The following is a 14,876-nucleotide window of genomic DNA, read 5'->3' as shown; positions in this document are numbered from 1 at the left end:
GCAGTTCCTTACTCGGCGGTGAGTGCCGCGCGGTGTTCGGCGGCCATGTCCAGGTAATGCTCGGCATTGCGGCGGACGTTCGCGAATTCCTCCTCGGTCAGCTCCCGGCGGACCTTGGCAGGCACACCGGCAACCAGGGAACGCGGCGGGACCTGTGTGCCTTCCAAGACCAGGGCTCCGGCCGCTACCAGGGAGCCCGCCCCGATGACGGCGCCGTTCATCACGGTGGCGCTCATGCCGATGAGGCAGTCATCCTCCACTGTGCACCCATGGACGACGGCGTTGTGGCCGACGCTGACCCTTTCGCCAACCGTTGTGGGAAAGCCGGGATCTGCGTGCAGCACCACGTTGTCCTGCAGGTTGGTTCCCGCCCCGACCCGAATTGAATTGGAGTCTCCGCGGACGCAGACGCCGTAGAAGGCGCTGGATCCGGAACCCATGTGGACATCGCCGATCAGGGATGCGGTCGGTGCCAGGAAGACGCTGGGATCGACTGCGGGAGTCTTGCCGCCCAGGGAAATGATGTGAGCCATGCGACAACTGTAGCGGGCAGCCCGGGTCCCGGCAGGGAGCCTTAGTTGAAGACGATGGTGCGGCGCCCGTCGAGCAGGACCCGGTGCTCGGCGTGCCACTGGACAGCCTTCGACAGGGTACGTCCTTCCACACCGGCCCCCAGGGCGGCCAGCCGTGCCGCCGTCCGGGAGTGGTCCACGCGGATGACTTCCTGCTCGATGATCGGCCCCTCGTCCAGGTCCGAGGTGACGTAGTGGGCGGTCGCCCCGATGAGTTTCACGCCCCGTGCGTGGGCCTGGTGGTAAGGGCGCGCGCCCTTGAAAGAAGGCAGGAAGGAGTGGTGGATATTGATCGCGCGGCCGGAAAGCTCCCGGCACAGGCCATCGCTGAGAATCTGCATGTACCGGGCCAGCACCACAAGCTCGATGTCCAGATCCGTCATGAGGGCACGCAGTGCGTCCTCAGCGGCCGGCTTCGTCTCCGCGGTCACCGGGATGTGGTGGAAGGGCACGCCGTAGAACTCGGCCAGTCCGGCCAGGTCCGTGTGGTTGGAGACGATCGCCGGAATCTCGATCGGCAGGTTCCCGGCACGCTGCTGGAAGAGCAGGTCATTGAGGCAGTGCCCGTCTTTTGAGGCCATGATCAGCGTCCTCACCGGTACGCCGGCCTGATGCAGTTCGAAGTCCATGCCGAAGGCGTCGGCCACAGGCTCGATGCCGGCACGGACGGACTCGTAGGTCTGCGGCGCCGTGAAGTCGACGCGCATAAAAAAGGAACCGGAGTCCGGGCTGCCGTACTGCTGGGATTCGGTGATGTTGCCCTGGGCTGCTGCGAGGGCGCCGGAAACGGCATGCACGATGCCCGGACGGTCCGCGCAGGAAAGCGTCAGGGTGAAGGAGGCTTCACCGGGTGTCGTGGCGGGCGGGTTGGATGCCGGGAACGCGGCGGCTGCATGTTCGGTCACCCGAACAGGTTACCGCCCGCAGCGGGGAAGCCTAGGCTGGAGCCATGGACGTTACATTCGCCCCGCTCACCGACAAGGACGAGGAAGAGCTGGTCAAGTTCCTGACCACCAACCGTTTTCCCTTCCATCAGATAACTGCTCCGTCGGAGGAACTGGTACGCAGGCTGCTGCTGGAAGGCCGGTTCGAGTCTGACGGTGTGCGCACCTTCTGGGTCTTTGGCAGCAACCAGCGCCTGGGTCTGGTGATCCTGGAGGACCTGGCCGAAGAGTGTGCCGTTTTTGACCTGCGCCTGATCGAGGAGCACCGCGGAGAAGGCAAGGGTGTCCCCGTGGTCAAAGCGCTGACGGCCGAGGCGTTTACGCAGTACCCGCACCTGCGGCGGCTGGGAGGAAAGATGCGGGAAGACAACATTGCCATGCGCAAGACGCTCCTTCGCTCCGGGTTCGTCAAGGAAGCCCACATCCGTGAAGGGTGGCCGCTTCCCGGCGGGAACCGTATCGCAGCGGTAACCTACAGCAGGCTGCGCTCGGACTGGGAGGCCGGCACTGTTACCGGCTTCGTCTGGGAAGAGATCGCGGCCGGCACCGGCTGACGCCGAGTCCGGGGAATCCCCGCGCAGCGTGGCCCGCGCTAGACTGGGGAGCGTCGCGACTGGCGTTGGGTGGGTCACCACCAGGAAGCGGCACAAGCAAGTCCAAACCACGGATCGCACGCCTGGGCCATGGTCACGTTGTCATCTGTTTGTCATGCCCGGAACCCGGGGGTGCCCGGCAGGTAGCCTGACCTATAGAACACCCTTCCCCAGGAGATCCACGTGAGACTATCCACCCAGCCCGTCACCAATGCGCCCCTCTCCGAGGTTGACCCGGAGATCGCAGCCGTCCTCGACGGAGAACTGGCCCGCCAGCGCAACACGCTGGAAATGATCGCTTCAGAGAACTTTGCCCCGCGCGCCGTCCTGGAAGCCCAGGGTTCCGTCCTCACCAACAAGTACGCCGAGGGTTATCCCGGACGCCGTTACTACGGCGGCTGCGAGCAGGTCGATGTGGCGGAAAACCTGGCCATCGAACGGGTCAAGGCCCTGTTCGGTGCTGAGTTCGCCAACGTCCAGCCGCACTCCGGTGCCCAGGCCAACGCAGCTGCACTCTCGGCCCTGATCAAGCCCGGAGACAAGATCATGGGCCTGAACCTGGCGCACGGCGGGCACCTGACGCACGGGATGAAGCTTAACTTCTCCGGCAAGCTCTATGAGGTCGCCGCGTACGGCGTCGACGACAAGACCTACCGGGTCGACATGGACAAGGTACGGGAGCAGGCCCTTGCCGAGCGCCCCCAGGTCATCATTGCCGGCTGGTCCGCCTACCCGCGCCAGCTGGACTTCGCGGCCTTCCGTGCCATCGCCGATGAAGTCGGCGCCTACCTGTGGACCGACATGGCCCACTTCGCCGGGCTTGTCGCCGCCGGACTGCACCCGACCCCCGTCCCGCATTCCGACGTCGTCACCTCCACCGTGCACAAGACCCTCGCCGGTCCTCGCTCGGGCGTGATCCTCGCCAAGGAAGAGTTCGGCAAGAAGATCAATTCCAGCGTGTTCCCGGGCCAGCAGGGCGGACCCCTGATGCACGTGATTGCAGCCAAGGCCGTGGCCTTCAAGGTTGCCGGTTCCGAGGAGTTCCGCGAACGCCAGGAACGTGTCCTCGAAGGTGCGCGGATCGTGGCCGAACGCCTCAGCGCCCCGGACGTCGCCGAACACGGAGTTTCGGTCCTGACCGGAGGCACGGATGTCCACCTCATCCTGGTGGACCTGCGCAACTCCGAACTGGACGGCAAGCAGGCCGAGGACCTGCTGCACTCCGTTGGCATCACGGTCAACCGCAACTCCATTCCGTTCGACCCCCGCCCCCCGATGGTCACCTCCGGCCTGCGGATCGGCACTCCGGCGCTGGCAACCCGCGGTTTCGGCGCAGCGGAGTTCACCGAGGTTGCGGATATCATTGCCACCGCGCTGAAGCCGGCACCGGACACCGAAGCCCTGTCCCGCCGCGTTTCGGCCCTGGCTGACAACTTCCCGCTCTACCCCGGACAGGAGCAGTGGTAACAGTGGAAAAGGGCACGAATATGGAGGGCCACGTGGAGGAAGAAACCTCGCAGGCACCGCAAACCGCCCGGAAACTGGACGGGATCCAGGCGGCCAAGGACATCAAGGAAGAGCTGGCCCAGCGGATCCAGGTCCTGAAGGAGGAGCACGGCATCACCCCGGGACTTGCCACCGTCCTGGTGGGTGACGACCCGGCCAGCCACTCCTATGTGGGCGGCAAGCACAAGGACTGCGCGCAGGTGGGAATCAACTCCATCCGCCGCGACCTGCCGGAGGACATTACCCAGGAAGAGCTCGAGAAGGCCATCGACGAGCTGAATGAGGATCCGGCCGTCACGGGTTACATCGTGCAGCTGCCGCTGCCGAAGCACCTGGACACCAACGCCATCCTGGAACGCATCGCCCCGGAGAAGGACGCTGACGGGCTGCATCCGGTGAACCTGGGCCGTCTGGTGCTCAACGTGTCCGACGCGATGACGTCTCCGCTGCCCTGCACTCCGCACGGCATCGTGCAGCTGCTGGTCCGCAACGGGATCGCGCTGACCGGCAAGAACGTGCTGGTCATCGGACGCGGCGTGACAGTCGGCCGCCCGCTGGGGCTGCTGCTGACCCGCCGTCCGATCAACGCCACGGTCACCCTGGCCCACACCGGCACGGTCAACCTGCCCGAACTCCTGGCCGAGGCCGACGTGGTTGTGGCCGCGGCCGGATTCCCGGGGATGGTCAAGGCCGCTGAACTGAAGCCCGGTGCGATTGTCCTGGACGTCGGCGTCACGCGGATCACCGATCCGGAGACCGGGAAGACCACACTTAGCGGCGACGTCGAGAAGGATGCAGCAGCGGTGGCGTCCTGGATCTCGCCCAACCCCGGCGGCGTCGGGCCGATGACGCGCGCCATGCTGCTCGCCAACGTCGTTGAGGCAGCCGAACGCCGCGTGGGAATCCTGCCCGGCTAGCCCTGGCCCGGCAACGGGCTGGAATCACGTTCGAAGGCCTGTGCGCGGCGGATGCACAGGCCTTCGGCGTCTGCACTATGCTGTCCGGGTGCCCCAGATCACCTCGTCAGCCAGCCCCATAGCGGAAAGCCTGCAGGACACCGTCATTTCGGCGTCCGGCCTGACCAAGTCATACGGCGATTTCACCGCCGTTGACGGCATCAGCTTCGACGTTCCGGCGGGGGAGGCGTTCGGTCTGCTGGGCCCCAACGGCGCCGGTAAGTCCACGACCATGAAGATGATCGGCGGCGTCTCCAAGCGCACCTCCGGTGACCTCCGGATCATGGGGCTGGACCCTGACCGCCACGGCCCCGAAGTCCGGGCCCACCTCGGGGTGGTTCCGCAGCAGGACAACCTGGATGAGGATCTCCGGGTGCGGGACAACCTCCTGGCATACGGGCGGTACTTCGGGCTGCCCAAGAGCTACCTGCAGCCCAAGGCAGACGAACTGCTGGAGTTCGCGCAGCTTACCGACAAAGCCAGGGCACGGGTGGACGACCTGTCCGGCGGTATGAAGCGCAGGCTCACCATCGCCCGGTCCCTGATCAACGATCCCAAGATCCTGCTGCTGGATGAGCCGACCACGGGCCTGGATCCGCAGGCACGGCACATCCTGTGGGACCGGCTCTTCCGGCTCAAGGAAGCCGGAGTTACCCTCATCCTCACAACCCACTACATGGATGAGGCCGAACAGCTCTGTGACCGGCTGATCGTCGTGGACAAGGGCGCCATCATGGCCGAAGGCTCTCCGGCAGCCCTGATCCGCAACCATTCCTCCCGCGAAGTAGTTGAGCTGCGCTTCGGCTCCGAGCGGAACACCACGGTAGCCTCCGACCTGGACGGCATCGGTGAGCGCATCGAGACCCTGCCGGACCGGGTGCTGATTTACGCTGAGGACGGCGAGGCCGCCCTGGAAGCCGTCACCAGCCGCGGCCTGCGGCCCATCACGTCCCTGGTACGCCGTTCCTCGCTGGAGGACGTCTTCCTCCGGCTGACCGGCAGGAGCCTCGTTGACTGAGCAGCAAACCCATGCCGTCCTGGGCCTGAGGTCGCCGCTGACGCCCGAGGAGGCTGCCCGCCGCGCCCGCCGGTTCGGCCCGGTCTACTACGCCGAGCACTGGCTGCGCCGCATGCGCGGCTATGGCTGGACAGTGCTGGTGACCGCCGTCGGCACCCCGCTGGTCTATCTGTTTGGCATGGGCGTGGGCCTGGCCACCCTGGTGGATACGGGAACCAACGCAGCGTTCGACGCCGGGAACGGTGCGTCCGTCTCCTACCTGATGTTCGTTGCGCCGGCACTCCTGGCAACCGCGGCCATCATGGTGTCCTCGGAGGAGAACACCTACACGGTGATGTCCGGCTTCAAATGGCGGCGTACCTACTACGGACCCAACGCCTCGCCGCTGTCCAGCGGCCAGCTCGTGGACGGTCATGTCCTCGGACTGGGCGTGCGGCTGCTCATCACCTGCGGCGCCTATTTCATCTTCCTGCTGCTCTTCGGTGCGGTGGGGAATCCCGGAACCGCGTGGCTGATGATCCTCACCGCCATCCTGGGCGGGCTCGCGTTTGGCCTGCCGCTGATGGCTTACAGCGCTTCCATCCAGGAAGACCGCGGACAGTTTGCCATGGTGCAGCGTTTCATCGTGATGCCGCTCTTCCTCTTCTCGGGGACCTTCTTTCCGCTGGACACCCTGCCGCTGGTCATCCGCTGGATCGGCTGGATCTCGCCGCTCTGGCACGCGACGGAACTGGGCCGGATGTTCAGCTACGGAATCACCGAGCCGGCCTGGCTGACGGCGGTGCACGTTGCGTACCTGCTGGTGCTGGCGGCAGCCGGCTGGCTGCTCGCCCGGCGCATCTTTACGGGAAGGCTCGGCGCATGAGCGCGCAGGCAGCCAACCGTGCTGGCCTCCTCGAACCGCAGCAGCGGATCCTGGGTTCCCTCTACGCCCGAAACATCCGTGCGGTCTTTGCCCGCGGGCTGAAGGCCACGTGGGGAAGCAACTGGTCGATCATGATCAGCGGCTTCGTCGAACCGGTCCTGTACCTGCTGGCTATGGGAATCGGCCTCGGCTCGCTGATTGGAACCGTGGCCGGGCCGGGCGGCGAACAGATCAGCTACGCCGCGTATATCGCGCCCGCACTTCTGGCCGTCTCCGCGATGAACGGCGCGATCTACGACTCCACCATGAACGTGTTCTTCAAGCTGAATTTCGCGCGGCTTTACGAGGGCATGCTGGCAACATCCCTCGGCCCGCTGGACGTGGCGCTGGGGGAGATCCTGCTCGCCCTGCTGCGCGGCGCCATGTACGCGACCGGCTTCACGGCCGTCATGGCCGCCATGGGCCTGGTCAGCTCACCCGCCGCCCTGCTGATGATTCCGGCCGCCGTCGTGGTGGCCTTCGGGTTCGCCTCCATCGGCATGGCCATCACCAGCTACATGAAGACCTTCCAGCAGCTGGACTGGATCAGCTTCGTGATGCTGCCCATGTTCCTGTTCTCCGCGACGTTCTATCCGCTGAGCGTCTACCCGCAGGCTGTGCAGTGGCTGATCCAGGCGCTGCCGCTGTGGCACGGTGTGGAGATGCTGCGCCAGATCAGCGCCGGGGCACTGTCCCTGGCCACCGCCGGGCACCTGCTCTATTTCGCGGTGATGATCGGTTTCGGCCTGGTCATCACGACCCGGCGCCTGGAAGCACTCTTCCTGAAATAGCGGTTCCGGCCCGGCCCCGGGTGCTGGACCGGCGCCGCCACGGTCAGACCGTGCGCACGCGCGCCGCCAGCGCGGCCTGCAGTCGGGACTCCACTCCAAGCTTGGCCAGCACCCGCGACACATGGGTCTTCACTGTGGTTTCCGAGATGCCCAGTTTGCGCGCGATCCGAACATTGCTCAGGCCCTCCGCCAGGCAATCCAGGACTTCTACTTCACGGGCGGTCAGCTCCGCCTCCGGGGGTTGCTCCTTGGCCGGAGGGGAAGCCGCCGCAGCATCTTTCCGGCCGGCGACAAAGGCGTCCACCAGCCGTCCGGCGACCTCCGGGGCAATCACGGTGCCGCCGTCGTGGACCCGGCGCAGCGCCGTCGTAATTTCCGCCGGTTCAGCCGTCTTGAGCAGGAAGCCTGCGGCACCGGCGGAGAGGACGCCGAACAAATATGAATCGTGGTCGAAGGTAGTCAGTGCCACGACCTTTGAGAGTCCGGCACCGGCAATTTCCGCCGTCGCCTGAACGCCGTCCACTACCGGCATCCTCAGGTCCATCAGCACAACGTCCGGCGTCAGCACCTGCGCCATGCGCACGGCTGTGGCGCCGTCGGCCGCCTCGCCGACCACCGCGAACCCGGGCTCGGTTTCCAAGACCATGCGCATGCCCAGCCGGATTGCGGCATGGTCATCCGCCAGCAGTACCCGAATGTCCCCGCTCATACCTCTATTCCTTCTGCGCCGGTGCTTCTTTTGTCCCGCAGAGGTGCGGGCAAAGGTTCCTGCAGCGGTGATCCGTCTGCCGGGAGGCTCGCCTCAACCGTCCAGCCCCTGCCTGATGCTGCGGGTCCGGCCCAGGCCCGGCCGCCAAGCTGCTCGGCCCGTGCCAGCATGCTGGGCACCCCGGTCCCCGTTCCGGCGAGGGCGGGGGAGCCGGCCGTCCGGCCGGGGCTGCTGCCGCCGTCGTCCTCCACCACCAGGCGGATACCGCCGGAAGCATGCTCGAGCAGCATACGCACCCCGGCGCCGTCCGTATGGCGGGCGGCGTTCACCAGCGCCTCCACCGCTATCCGGTAGACCGCCGCCTGTACCGGGGAGGGCAGCTCCTCCGGATGGTCCAGCAGATTGGACCAGCTGATCTCCATTCCGGCGGCCCGGTGCCCGTCGACGACGGCGTCCAGGTCCTTCACGCTGCCGGCCAGAGGCCGGGGGACCCCGCTGCTCAGCGTGCGGATCATCCCGTTGAGCTCCTCCAGGCCCTTCACGCTTTCCCGGCGCACATGGCCCAGGACCTCCGCCTGCAGGCTGCTCCCCGGGGGACTGCGCAGCGCGGCGCCGGACTGCAGGGCGATCGCGGAGAGGCGCGAGGACAGCACATCGTGAAGCTCCCTCGCCATGTCCTGCCGTTCGGCGGCCAGCGCCAGCTCATGTTCCCGGGCAGCGAGCCGTTCCTGGTCGCGGGCAGCAGACCGGATCGCGGCCGCCCGTGCGCTTTCGCTCTCCGCCAGTTGGGCAGCCTTGCGCAGGTTGGAGGCCCATTCAGCCGGAAGCAGCAGCACCATGCCGGTCAGCAGGATCACCATGACGCCGTCGCGCAGGTCCCCGGTCAGTGCCCACGCCGCTGCGCCCGAAACTCCGCACAGCACCAGGACACTGATTTCCGCGGCACGGGCCGCCCGGGCAGACCCGAACAGCACCAGTGAGAAGACCGCCTCAAAGGCCAGGAACAGCCCGGCGGTGCTGTTCGCCAGCACCAGTGCAACCGCCGCCGCGAAGCAGACAGTGACCATCACGGCAGTCTGCCTGCGGCGCAGCAGGACCGCGGCACAGCCGATCACGGTCAGGGCCGGCCACCACGGCGCGAGCCCCGGTACCAGCGGAGATCCGGTGGCAGTGAGGTCCAGGGAATGCAGCAGCCAAGCCAGGGCAGCGTAGCCGACGGCGAGCAGGGCGTCTTCTCGCTGGATCCGGCGGGCAGGGGAGGGCCTGCCCCAGGAGTAGTTCATCCCTCCATCCTGACTCGGGCACCCGGCGCGGCCAAGCGGGATCGCCCCGCCATGGCACCAAAGGATGACGGCGGCTGCGACGAAGGCCGGACTCGCGCACGCTCCCCGGCGCGGAAGAGTGGGGGCCATGACACCGGAAACCCTTCTTCAGCTGGGCGTCCTTGCCCTGATAGACAGCACCAGCATCGGCACGCTGGTCATACCGGTGTGGCTTCTGCTGCGCCGGGATGCGGGCAAGACCACGGGAAAGGTGGCCAGCTACCTTGCCGCTGTGGGCGTGTTCTATTTCCTCGTGGGGATAGTGCTGCTCTCCGGTGCGGGCGGACTGGGGCGGATGATGGGAGGGGGAGCCGGGGCACTGCTGGAAACCCCTGCCGTGCAGACGATGATGATTGCGGCAGGGGCGGCCATGCTGCTCTGGTCTTTCAAGGACACCGGCAGGAAAGGGAACACCCCCGCGGCCCCGGTGGCGGCCTCGGGCACTGTCCACAGCGATACTCAGGGCAATACCCAGGGCAGTGTTCCGGCCGGTGTTCCTGATGCCGGAACCGCCCAGCCGGACAGCGCCCGCGTATCAGCCGCAGCCCGGCGCTCGCAGTCGGCCGAAAACCGCTGGCAGTCCCGGATCGGCAAGGCCCTGGACTCCAGGGGAGGGCTGATGGGACTCGCCCTGCTTGCCGGCGTGCTGGAGCTGCCCACCATGCTGCCGTACCTCGCCGCTGTGGGACTGGTGACAGCGTCGGGAACGGGATGGTCCGCCTCGGCCGGGATCCTGGCGCTGTACTGTGCAGTGATGCTGCTGCCGGCCCTGCTCCTGCTTCTCTCCCGGTGGCTGCTCGGCAGGCACCTGGACGGACCGCTGGAGCGGCTGCGCGCCTGGCTCACCAAGGCTTCGGGTGAAGCGGTGCTCTGGATTGTGGGAATCGTGGGGTTCCTGCTGCTGCGGGCAGGACTTGCGGGACTCTTCCCCGGCGCATCCTGGAACCCCTTCGGTGGCTAAGGCCGGTCCTCAGCCACGGGAGTCCAACTCAGCCAGGACCGTCCGGAACACCTGGGCAACGGGTTCGCTGAACAGGACGAACTCCACGGTCTCGATCCCGTTGCCGGGATGCTCCCTGACGGTCCGCAGCCCGATTTCGGCAACGTCGCGGGCATCCCAACCATAGACACCGGCGCTAATGGCGGGGAAGGCCACACTCGACGCACCGAGGGAGACCGCCGTCTGGAGGCTGTTGGCGAAGGCAGCCCGCAGCAGCTCCGGGTCGGTCTGCCCGGCCCGGGCGTTAGGCCCCACAGTGTGGATGACCCAGCGTGCCGGTAATCCAAAGCCCTCCGTGGCGGCGGCCTCACCTACTGGCAACCCGTTCGGGTAGGTTTCCTCCCGCAGCTTCCGGCACGCTTCCAGCAGTTCCGGGCCGGCGGCGCGGTGAATGGCGCCGTCGACTCCTCCTCCGCCCAAAAGCGAGGAGTTAGCCGCGTTGACCACGGCCTCCACGTCCCGACGCGTAATGTCTCCGGTGACCAGCGCTATCTCCATCGCCCCAGCCTTCCAGCAAGGCCCGGGTCCGGGCAACAGCTTCCCCGAGGCATGCATTCCGGCCCTCCAGACGGGGGCGTTTTCGCCGTAGGGGTAAGAGGAAGGAGGAGGGCGGAAAATTTGAGAGAATAAGGCCATGCAGTCCATCCGAAACGGCCAGACGCCGTCAGCATCCAGCCCCGGCAGGGGAATCAGCCGCAAGATGGCCACCATCGGCACCACAGTGATGGTGTTTGTGTTCATCGTTGCCGTGATTTTCGCTGCCAATGAGAACGACGTCGTTGGCTGGCTGGTGGTGATCATCTCTCTGGGGTGGCTGCTCCTGTTTGCGTTCGTGGTCTTCAGCATCCGCGGCGCCGCGCGCAAGGCGGGGGCCAAGATCGCAGAAGCCCAGGACTCGTTGAACCGTGCCGCGGGCGGCGCGCCTTCGGTCCAGGTGATGGACGAGGCCACGACCATCCGCGACCAGAAGCTGGACCACAGCTTCAAGATCATCCAGGTCCAGTCCAAGGTGATCCGCGACAACCTCGGCAGTGATTCCGACCAAGTGGCACGCGCGCTCGAGACCATTGAAATCACCGCGCACAATGCCCGGGGAATGATGAAGACAGACGACGGCGGCCCCGTAGAGGGCACGCTGGTCGACTGATCCGCAGGCGCGGAGCACCCGGTGCGTGCCTGTCCCGGGCAGCGCCGCCCAGATGAACCCAAAGGCTACTGGAGGGTAAGGTTATTGGCGTGAGCATGGCATCGGCAGGGGATAAACCCGCACTGAGAATCGCAACTGTGAACGTCAACGGCATCCGTGCCGCCTACAAACGGGGCATGGCCGAGTGGCTGGCAGACCGGGACATCGACATTCTGTGCCTGCAGGAAGTCCGGGCGCCGGATGCGATTGTCCGCGAACTGCTGGGCAGCGAATGGCACATCCTGCATGCCGAGGCGGAAGCCAAGGGGCGTGCCGGCGTTGCCATCGCTTCGCGGACCGAGCCGGTCGCGGTGCGTGAGCACATCGGCGAAGACTACTTTGCACTGTCCGGACGCTGGGTCGAAGCTGATTTCAAGGTTCCGGTCGAGGGTGAAGAGAAGATCCTGACCGTCGTGAGCGCCTACGTGCACTCCGGAGAAGCCGGAACCCCCAAGCAGGATGACAAGTACCGGTTCCTGGACGTTATGGCTGCGCGGCTGCCGGTGCTGGCTGCCACCAGTGACTACGCCCTGATTGTGGGCGACCTGAACGTCGGCCACACCACGCTCGACATCAAGAACTGGAAAGGCAACGTCAAGCGGGCCGGCTTCCTCCCCGAGGAACGCGCCTATTTCGACCGTTTCTTCAGTGACGAAATTGGCTACGTTGACGTGGCGCGCAAGCTGGCCGGCGAGGTAGCCGGTCCCTACACCTGGTGGTCCTGGCGCGGACAGGCCTTCGACAACGACGCCGGGTGGCGCATTGATTACCACATGGCTACTCCGGGACTCGCCGAGCGCGCCGTCAGCGCCGTCGTCGACCGGGCTGAAACGTACGACGCCCGCTTCTCAGACCACGCGCCCGTCGTGGTCGACTACCAGTTCTAAGGTGCCCCGATGAGCGAAACTCCCGTCCGCCAGCGCATCCTTTCCGGGATGCAGCCTTCGGCTGACTCCCTGCACCTGGGCAACTATCTCGGCGCCCTGGTGAACTGGGTTCGGCTGCAGGAACAGTACGACGCCTTTTTCTTCATCCCCGACCTGCATGCGATTACCGTCCCGCAGGATCCTGCGGATCTTCGCCAGCGGACGCGCGTGACGGCTGCCCAGTACATCGCCGGCGGCGTGGACACGGAGCGCGCAACACTGTTCATCCAGTCGCAGGTGCCCGAACACGCACAGCTGGCCTGGGTGCTGAACTGCATCACGGGATTCGGCGAAGCATCCCGCATGACTCAGTTCAAGGACAAGCAGCAGCGCTTCGGGTCGGATGCCGCGAGCGTGGGGCTGTTCACCTATCCGATCCTGCAGGTGGCGGACATCCTGCTTTACCAGCCCCACGGAGTGCCGGTTGGCGAAGACCAGCGCCAGCACGTGGAACTCAGCCGGGATCTGGCCAAGCGGTTCAACACCCGGTACGGAGACACTTTCACCGTCCCGGAGGCCTTCATCCAGAAGGAATCCGCGAAGATCTACGACCTGCAGAACCCTACCGCCAAAATGTCCAAGTCTGCCGCTTCTCCGGCAGGACTGATCAATTTGCTGGATCCGGACAAGGTCATTGCAAAGCGGATTAAGTCGGCCGTCACGGACGACGGCACGGAGATCCGTTTCGACCGTGAGGCCAAACCTGGCGTTTCGAACCTGCTTTCCATTTACTCACTCATGACCGGCCGCAGCGTCGAGACCTTGGTGAAGGAGTATGAGGGGAAGATGTACGGACATCTGAAAGTCGATCTGGCAGACGTCGTCACGGAGCACATCCGGCCTATCCGGGAACGTGCCCTTGAACTCTTGGACGACCCGGCTGAACTGGACCGTCTCCTGGCAAAGGGCGCGTTGAAAGCCCGGGAAACAGCGTCGGCTACACTTGCCGATGTGTACGACAAAATGGGTTTCATGCCACTGGGTTCAACTGCCGGCTAAGTCTTATGGGCTACACGAACTCGACCGTCCAAACTTCATCCGGCGCAGCCAGCGGCGGCGATCAGCGGGTGCCCGAAAGCGCCTGCTGGGTGGGGATCGTCATTCCGGTGCCGGAACCCATCGCCTCGGAGCTCCGCCGGGCGCGCGCTTCCTTCGGCGATCCCATGGCCTCGGTCATCCCGGCGCACATCACGCTGGTGACCACCACCCCGGCGTCGGACTGGCCATCGGCCCTGCAGCACGTCCGCCAGGTCACCGCGGAGCAGGCACCCTTCAAAGTGACACTGCGCGGTGCTGCATCCTTCCGTCCCGTCACCCCCGTGGTCTACCTGCAGGTGGCTGACGGTTTCGACGAGTGCTCACGCCTGCACCAGCAGCTGCAGAGCGGTCCGCTGGACCATCAGATGCCTTATCCCTACCACCCGCACGTCACCGTCGCGCACGATGTCAGTGAAGCAAGCATGGACGACGCCGTCAGCACGCTCCGGGATTATGAGGCAAGCTTCACCGTCGGACACATCGGGGTCTTCGAGCATGATCCGCAGGGCCTGTGGGTGCTGCGGGAAGAAATGGTCCTCAGGGGCTAGCTGTACTGCCGGAACCGGCGCGTTCACGTGCCTGCCGGAGGTAAATGCCGGACCAGGCAGCGATAATATCTGCTGCCCGTGTGGTCTGTTCCCGCTCCGGCATAAGGTGCTGGGCCCCCTCCAGGGAGATGAAGCTGCGCGGGTGCCGTGCCGTCCGGAAGATCTCGGAAGCGTTGTCGATTCCCACGGTGCCGTCAGTGGGGGAGTGCATGATCAGCAGCGGCAGGTCCAGCGAGGCGATGCACCCGGCCAGGTCGTGCCGGTGCAGGTCCTGGACCAGCTCGTGGCGAATGGTGAGCGTCCGTCCGGCCACTTCGACGTCGGCCTGTCCCTGGGCAGCGATGTTCTCCAGCTCGTCCTCGAAGAGGTGGGCAACATGGGACGGACGGAACGGTGCAGCGATGGTCACAACTGCCGCCAACCCCGACAGGTCAGGTGCAGCTGCCAGCGCCGCGGCTCCTCCTAGGGAGTGGCCAATCAGCAGTGCGGGCGCGCGGTCGACGGAATGCATGAAGTCGAACGCGTTGAGCAGGTCGGCAACCTTGGTGCTGAAAGACCCGTCTTCCCAGTTGCCGGTCGAGCGGCCGAGTCCTGCAGCGTCATAGCGGAGCACGCCTATGCCGTGTTCGGAGAGGACCTTGGAGATCCTGGATGCGGCGGCACTGTTCTTGCCCAGGGCGAAGCCATGGCAGAAGACGGCCCAGCCCAGGGGATCCCCGTCGGGGATGTCCAGCGTGCCGGCCAGCGTGGTCCCGTTGGTTCCGGGGAAGGAGACGGACTCGAACTCAGGCATGGCCCAACCCTATCTGGTGCAGCGCAGGCGTGCCCGGGGGACACCAGCGCACTGAACACATGCACAAGGC

The 14,876-nt window shown here is 65.9% G+C and carries 17 protein-coding genes and 1 riboswitch; of the genes, 11 read left to right on the top strand and 6 right to left on the bottom strand.

Translation table 11 applies throughout. The features are described from left to right. Positions 1 to 8 precede the first annotated feature (8 nt). Together TVB01_RS06425 and purU are read right to left on the bottom strand one after the other, a co-directional pair. Positions 9 to 533, bottom strand: a complete 525-nt coding sequence (locus tag TVB01_RS06425) for a gamma carbonic anhydrase family protein (RefSeq protein WP_422455015.1) — start codon at positions 531 to 533, stop codon at positions 9 to 11. A 41-nt stretch (positions 534 to 574) separates the two neighbouring features. Continuing rightward, on the bottom strand, positions 575 to 1,402 hold the full coding sequence (gene purU / locus TVB01_RS06420) for a formyltetrahydrofolate deformylase (protein ID WP_422455107.1): 828 nt from the start codon (positions 1,400 to 1,402) through the stop codon (positions 575 to 577). Between the two features lie 119 nt (positions 1,403 to 1,521). Here purU and TVB01_RS06415 point away from each other — a divergent pair, with 119 nt between their 5' ends. The 6 genes from TVB01_RS06415 to TVB01_RS06390 all read left to right on the top strand — a co-directional run bounded on the left by TVB01_RS06415 (position 1,522) and on the right by TVB01_RS06390 (position 7,284). Continuing rightward, positions 1,522 to 2,070 carry a GNAT family N-acetyltransferase gene (locus TVB01_RS06415; RefSeq protein WP_422455013.1) on the top strand — a complete coding sequence of 183 codons (549 nt, stop codon included), beginning with the start codon at positions 1,522 to 1,524 and terminating at the stop codon, positions 2,068 to 2,070. A 45-nt stretch (positions 2,071 to 2,115) separates the two neighbouring features. Continuing rightward, positions 2,116 to 2,205: riboswitch (ZMP/ZTP riboswitch) on the top strand. An 87-nt stretch (positions 2,206 to 2,292) separates the two neighbouring features. Further along, on the top strand, positions 2,293 to 3,576 hold the full coding sequence (gene glyA, locus TVB01_RS06410; protein ID WP_422455011.1) for a serine hydroxymethyltransferase: 1,284 nt from the start codon (positions 2,293 to 2,295) through the stop codon (positions 3,574 to 3,576). A 20-nt stretch (positions 3,577 to 3,596) separates the two neighbouring features. Next, positions 3,597 to 4,532 carry a bifunctional methylenetetrahydrofolate dehydrogenase/methenyltetrahydrofolate cyclohydrolase gene (locus tag TVB01_RS06405; protein WP_422455105.1) on the top strand — a complete coding sequence of 312 codons (936 nt, stop codon included), beginning with the start codon at positions 3,597 to 3,599 and terminating at the stop codon, positions 4,530 to 4,532. An 88-nt stretch (positions 4,533 to 4,620) separates the two neighbouring features. Then, positions 4,621 to 5,589, top strand: coding sequence for an ATP-binding cassette domain-containing protein (locus TVB01_RS06400; RefSeq protein ID WP_422455009.1), 969 nt, complete (start codon positions 4,621 to 4,623; stop codon positions 5,587 to 5,589). Next, positions 5,582 to 6,454 carry an ABC transporter permease gene (locus tag TVB01_RS06395; protein ID WP_422455007.1) on the top strand — a complete coding sequence of 291 codons (873 nt, stop codon included), beginning with the start codon at positions 5,582 to 5,584 and terminating at the stop codon, positions 6,452 to 6,454. The genes TVB01_RS06400 and TVB01_RS06395 overlap by 8 nt, the downstream gene beginning before the upstream one ends. Beyond that, complete coding sequence (locus TVB01_RS06390; protein ID WP_422455005.1) at positions 6,451 to 7,284, top strand: ABC transporter permease; 834 nt, start codon at positions 6,451 to 6,453, stop codon at positions 7,282 to 7,284. The genes TVB01_RS06395 and TVB01_RS06390 overlap by 4 nt, the downstream gene beginning before the upstream one ends. Positions 7,285 to 7,327: 43 nt before the next feature. On the opposite strand, the gene TVB01_RS06385 is transcribed toward TVB01_RS06390, so the two are convergent. Together TVB01_RS06385 and TVB01_RS06380 are read right to left on the bottom strand one after the other, a co-directional pair. After that, the gene (locus TVB01_RS06385; protein ID WP_422455003.1) at positions 7,328 to 7,993 is read right to left on the bottom strand and encodes a response regulator; all 666 of its coding nucleotides are present in this window, start codon (positions 7,991 to 7,993) and stop codon (positions 7,328 to 7,330) included. Continuing rightward, positions 7,990 to 9,276 carry a sensor histidine kinase gene (locus tag TVB01_RS06380; protein WP_422455001.1) on the bottom strand — a complete coding sequence of 429 codons (1,287 nt, stop codon included), beginning with the start codon at positions 9,274 to 9,276 and terminating at the stop codon, positions 7,990 to 7,992. Before TVB01_RS06380 ends, TVB01_RS06385 begins: the two co-directional genes overlap by 4 nt. 127 nt (positions 9,277 to 9,403) lie before the next feature. Here TVB01_RS06380 and TVB01_RS06375 point away from each other — a divergent pair, with 127 nt between their 5' ends. Then, on the top strand, positions 9,404 to 10,276 hold the full coding sequence (locus TVB01_RS06375; protein ID WP_422454999.1) for a GAP family protein: 873 nt from the start codon (positions 9,404 to 9,406) through the stop codon (positions 10,274 to 10,276). A gap of 9 nt (positions 10,277 to 10,285) precedes the next feature. Here the strand turns inward: TVB01_RS06375 and TVB01_RS06370 are convergent, their stop codons facing one another. Then, the gene (locus TVB01_RS06370; RefSeq protein ID WP_422454998.1) at positions 10,286 to 10,813 is read right to left on the bottom strand and encodes an O-acetyl-ADP-ribose deacetylase; all 528 of its coding nucleotides are present in this window, start codon (positions 10,811 to 10,813) and stop codon (positions 10,286 to 10,288) included. A 136-nt stretch (positions 10,814 to 10,949) separates the two neighbouring features. On the opposite strand from TVB01_RS06370, the gene TVB01_RS06365 reads away from it, so the two are divergent. The 4 genes from TVB01_RS06365 to TVB01_RS06350 all read left to right on the top strand — a co-directional run bounded on the left by TVB01_RS06365 (position 10,950) and on the right by TVB01_RS06350 (position 14,013). Further along, entirely contained in the window at positions 10,950 to 11,462 is a 513-nt protein-coding gene (locus TVB01_RS06365; RefSeq protein WP_422454996.1) for a hypothetical protein, read from the top strand. A 95-nt stretch (positions 11,463 to 11,557) separates the two neighbouring features. Continuing rightward, positions 11,558 to 12,388 (top strand): exodeoxyribonuclease III, encoded by an 831-nt coding sequence (locus tag TVB01_RS06360; RefSeq protein WP_422455103.1) that lies wholly within the window; start codon positions 11,558 to 11,560, stop codon positions 12,386 to 12,388. A 9-nt stretch (positions 12,389 to 12,397) separates the two neighbouring features. Next, a complete protein-coding gene (trpS, locus tag TVB01_RS06355; RefSeq protein ID WP_422454994.1) occupies positions 12,398 to 13,426 on the top strand; it encodes a tryptophan--tRNA ligase in 1,029 nt (342 codons plus the stop codon). A gap of 5 nt (positions 13,427 to 13,431) precedes the next feature. Next, a complete protein-coding gene (locus tag TVB01_RS06350; protein ID WP_422454993.1) occupies positions 13,432 to 14,013 on the top strand; it encodes a 2'-5' RNA ligase family protein in 582 nt (193 codons plus the stop codon). Here TVB01_RS06350 and TVB01_RS06345 read toward each other — a convergent pair. Beyond that, a complete protein-coding gene (locus tag TVB01_RS06345) occupies positions 14,003 to 14,806 on the bottom strand; it encodes an alpha/beta hydrolase (protein ID WP_422454992.1) in 804 nt (267 codons plus the stop codon). The genes TVB01_RS06350 and TVB01_RS06345 overlap by 11 nt on opposite strands. Positions 14,807 to 14,876: the final 70 nt, after the last annotated feature.

Origin of the sequence: Arthrobacter sp. 7Tela_A1 (assembly GCF_049311065.1) — a bacterium.
Taxonomy (GTDB): Bacteria; Actinomycetota; Actinomycetes; order Actinomycetales; family Micrococcaceae; genus Arthrobacter_B.
This window is presented reverse-complemented; position numbering and strand designations above follow the sequence as displayed.

Bases quoted from the DNA above. Each gene is read 5' to 3' on its own strand.
- TVB01_RS06370 (WP_422454998.1), bottom strand. From the start codon at position 10,813: ATGGAGATAGCGCTGGTCACCGGAGACATTACGCGTCGGGACGTGGAG.
- TVB01_RS06350 (WP_422454993.1), top strand. From the start codon at position 13,432: ATGGGCTACACGAACTCGACCGTCCAAACTTCATCCGGCGCAGCCAGC.
- trpS (WP_422454994.1), top strand. From the start codon at position 12,398: ATGAGCGAAACTCCCGTCCGCCAGCGCATCCTTTCCGGGATGCAGCCT.
- TVB01_RS06345 (WP_422454992.1), bottom strand. From the start codon at position 14,806: ATGCCTGAGTTCGAGTCCGTCTCCTTCCCCGGAACCAACGGGACCACG.
- TVB01_RS06405 (WP_422455105.1), top strand. From the start codon at position 3,597: ATGGAGGGCCACGTGGAGGAAGAAACCTCGCAGGCACCGCAAACCGCC.
- TVB01_RS06360 (WP_422455103.1), top strand. From the start codon at position 11,558: ATGGCATCGGCAGGGGATAAACCCGCACTGAGAATCGCAACTGTGAAC.
- TVB01_RS06415 (WP_422455013.1), top strand. From the start codon at position 1,522: ATGGACGTTACATTCGCCCCGCTCACCGACAAGGACGAGGAAGAGCTG.
- TVB01_RS06390 (WP_422455005.1), top strand. From the start codon at position 6,451: ATGAGCGCGCAGGCAGCCAACCGTGCTGGCCTCCTCGAACCGCAGCAG.
- TVB01_RS06425 (WP_422455015.1), bottom strand. From the start codon at position 533: ATGGCTCACATCATTTCCCTGGGCGGCAAGACTCCCGCAGTCGATCCC.
- TVB01_RS06380 (WP_422455001.1), bottom strand. From the start codon at position 9,276: ATGAACTACTCCTGGGGCAGGCCCTCCCCTGCCCGCCGGATCCAGCGA.
- TVB01_RS06365 (WP_422454996.1), top strand. From the start codon at position 10,950: ATGCAGTCCATCCGAAACGGCCAGACGCCGTCAGCATCCAGCCCCGGC.
- TVB01_RS06375 (WP_422454999.1), top strand. From the start codon at position 9,404: ATGACACCGGAAACCCTTCTTCAGCTGGGCGTCCTTGCCCTGATAGAC.
- TVB01_RS06385 (WP_422455003.1), bottom strand. From the start codon at position 7,993: ATGAGCGGGGACATTCGGGTACTGCTGGCGGATGACCATGCCGCAATC.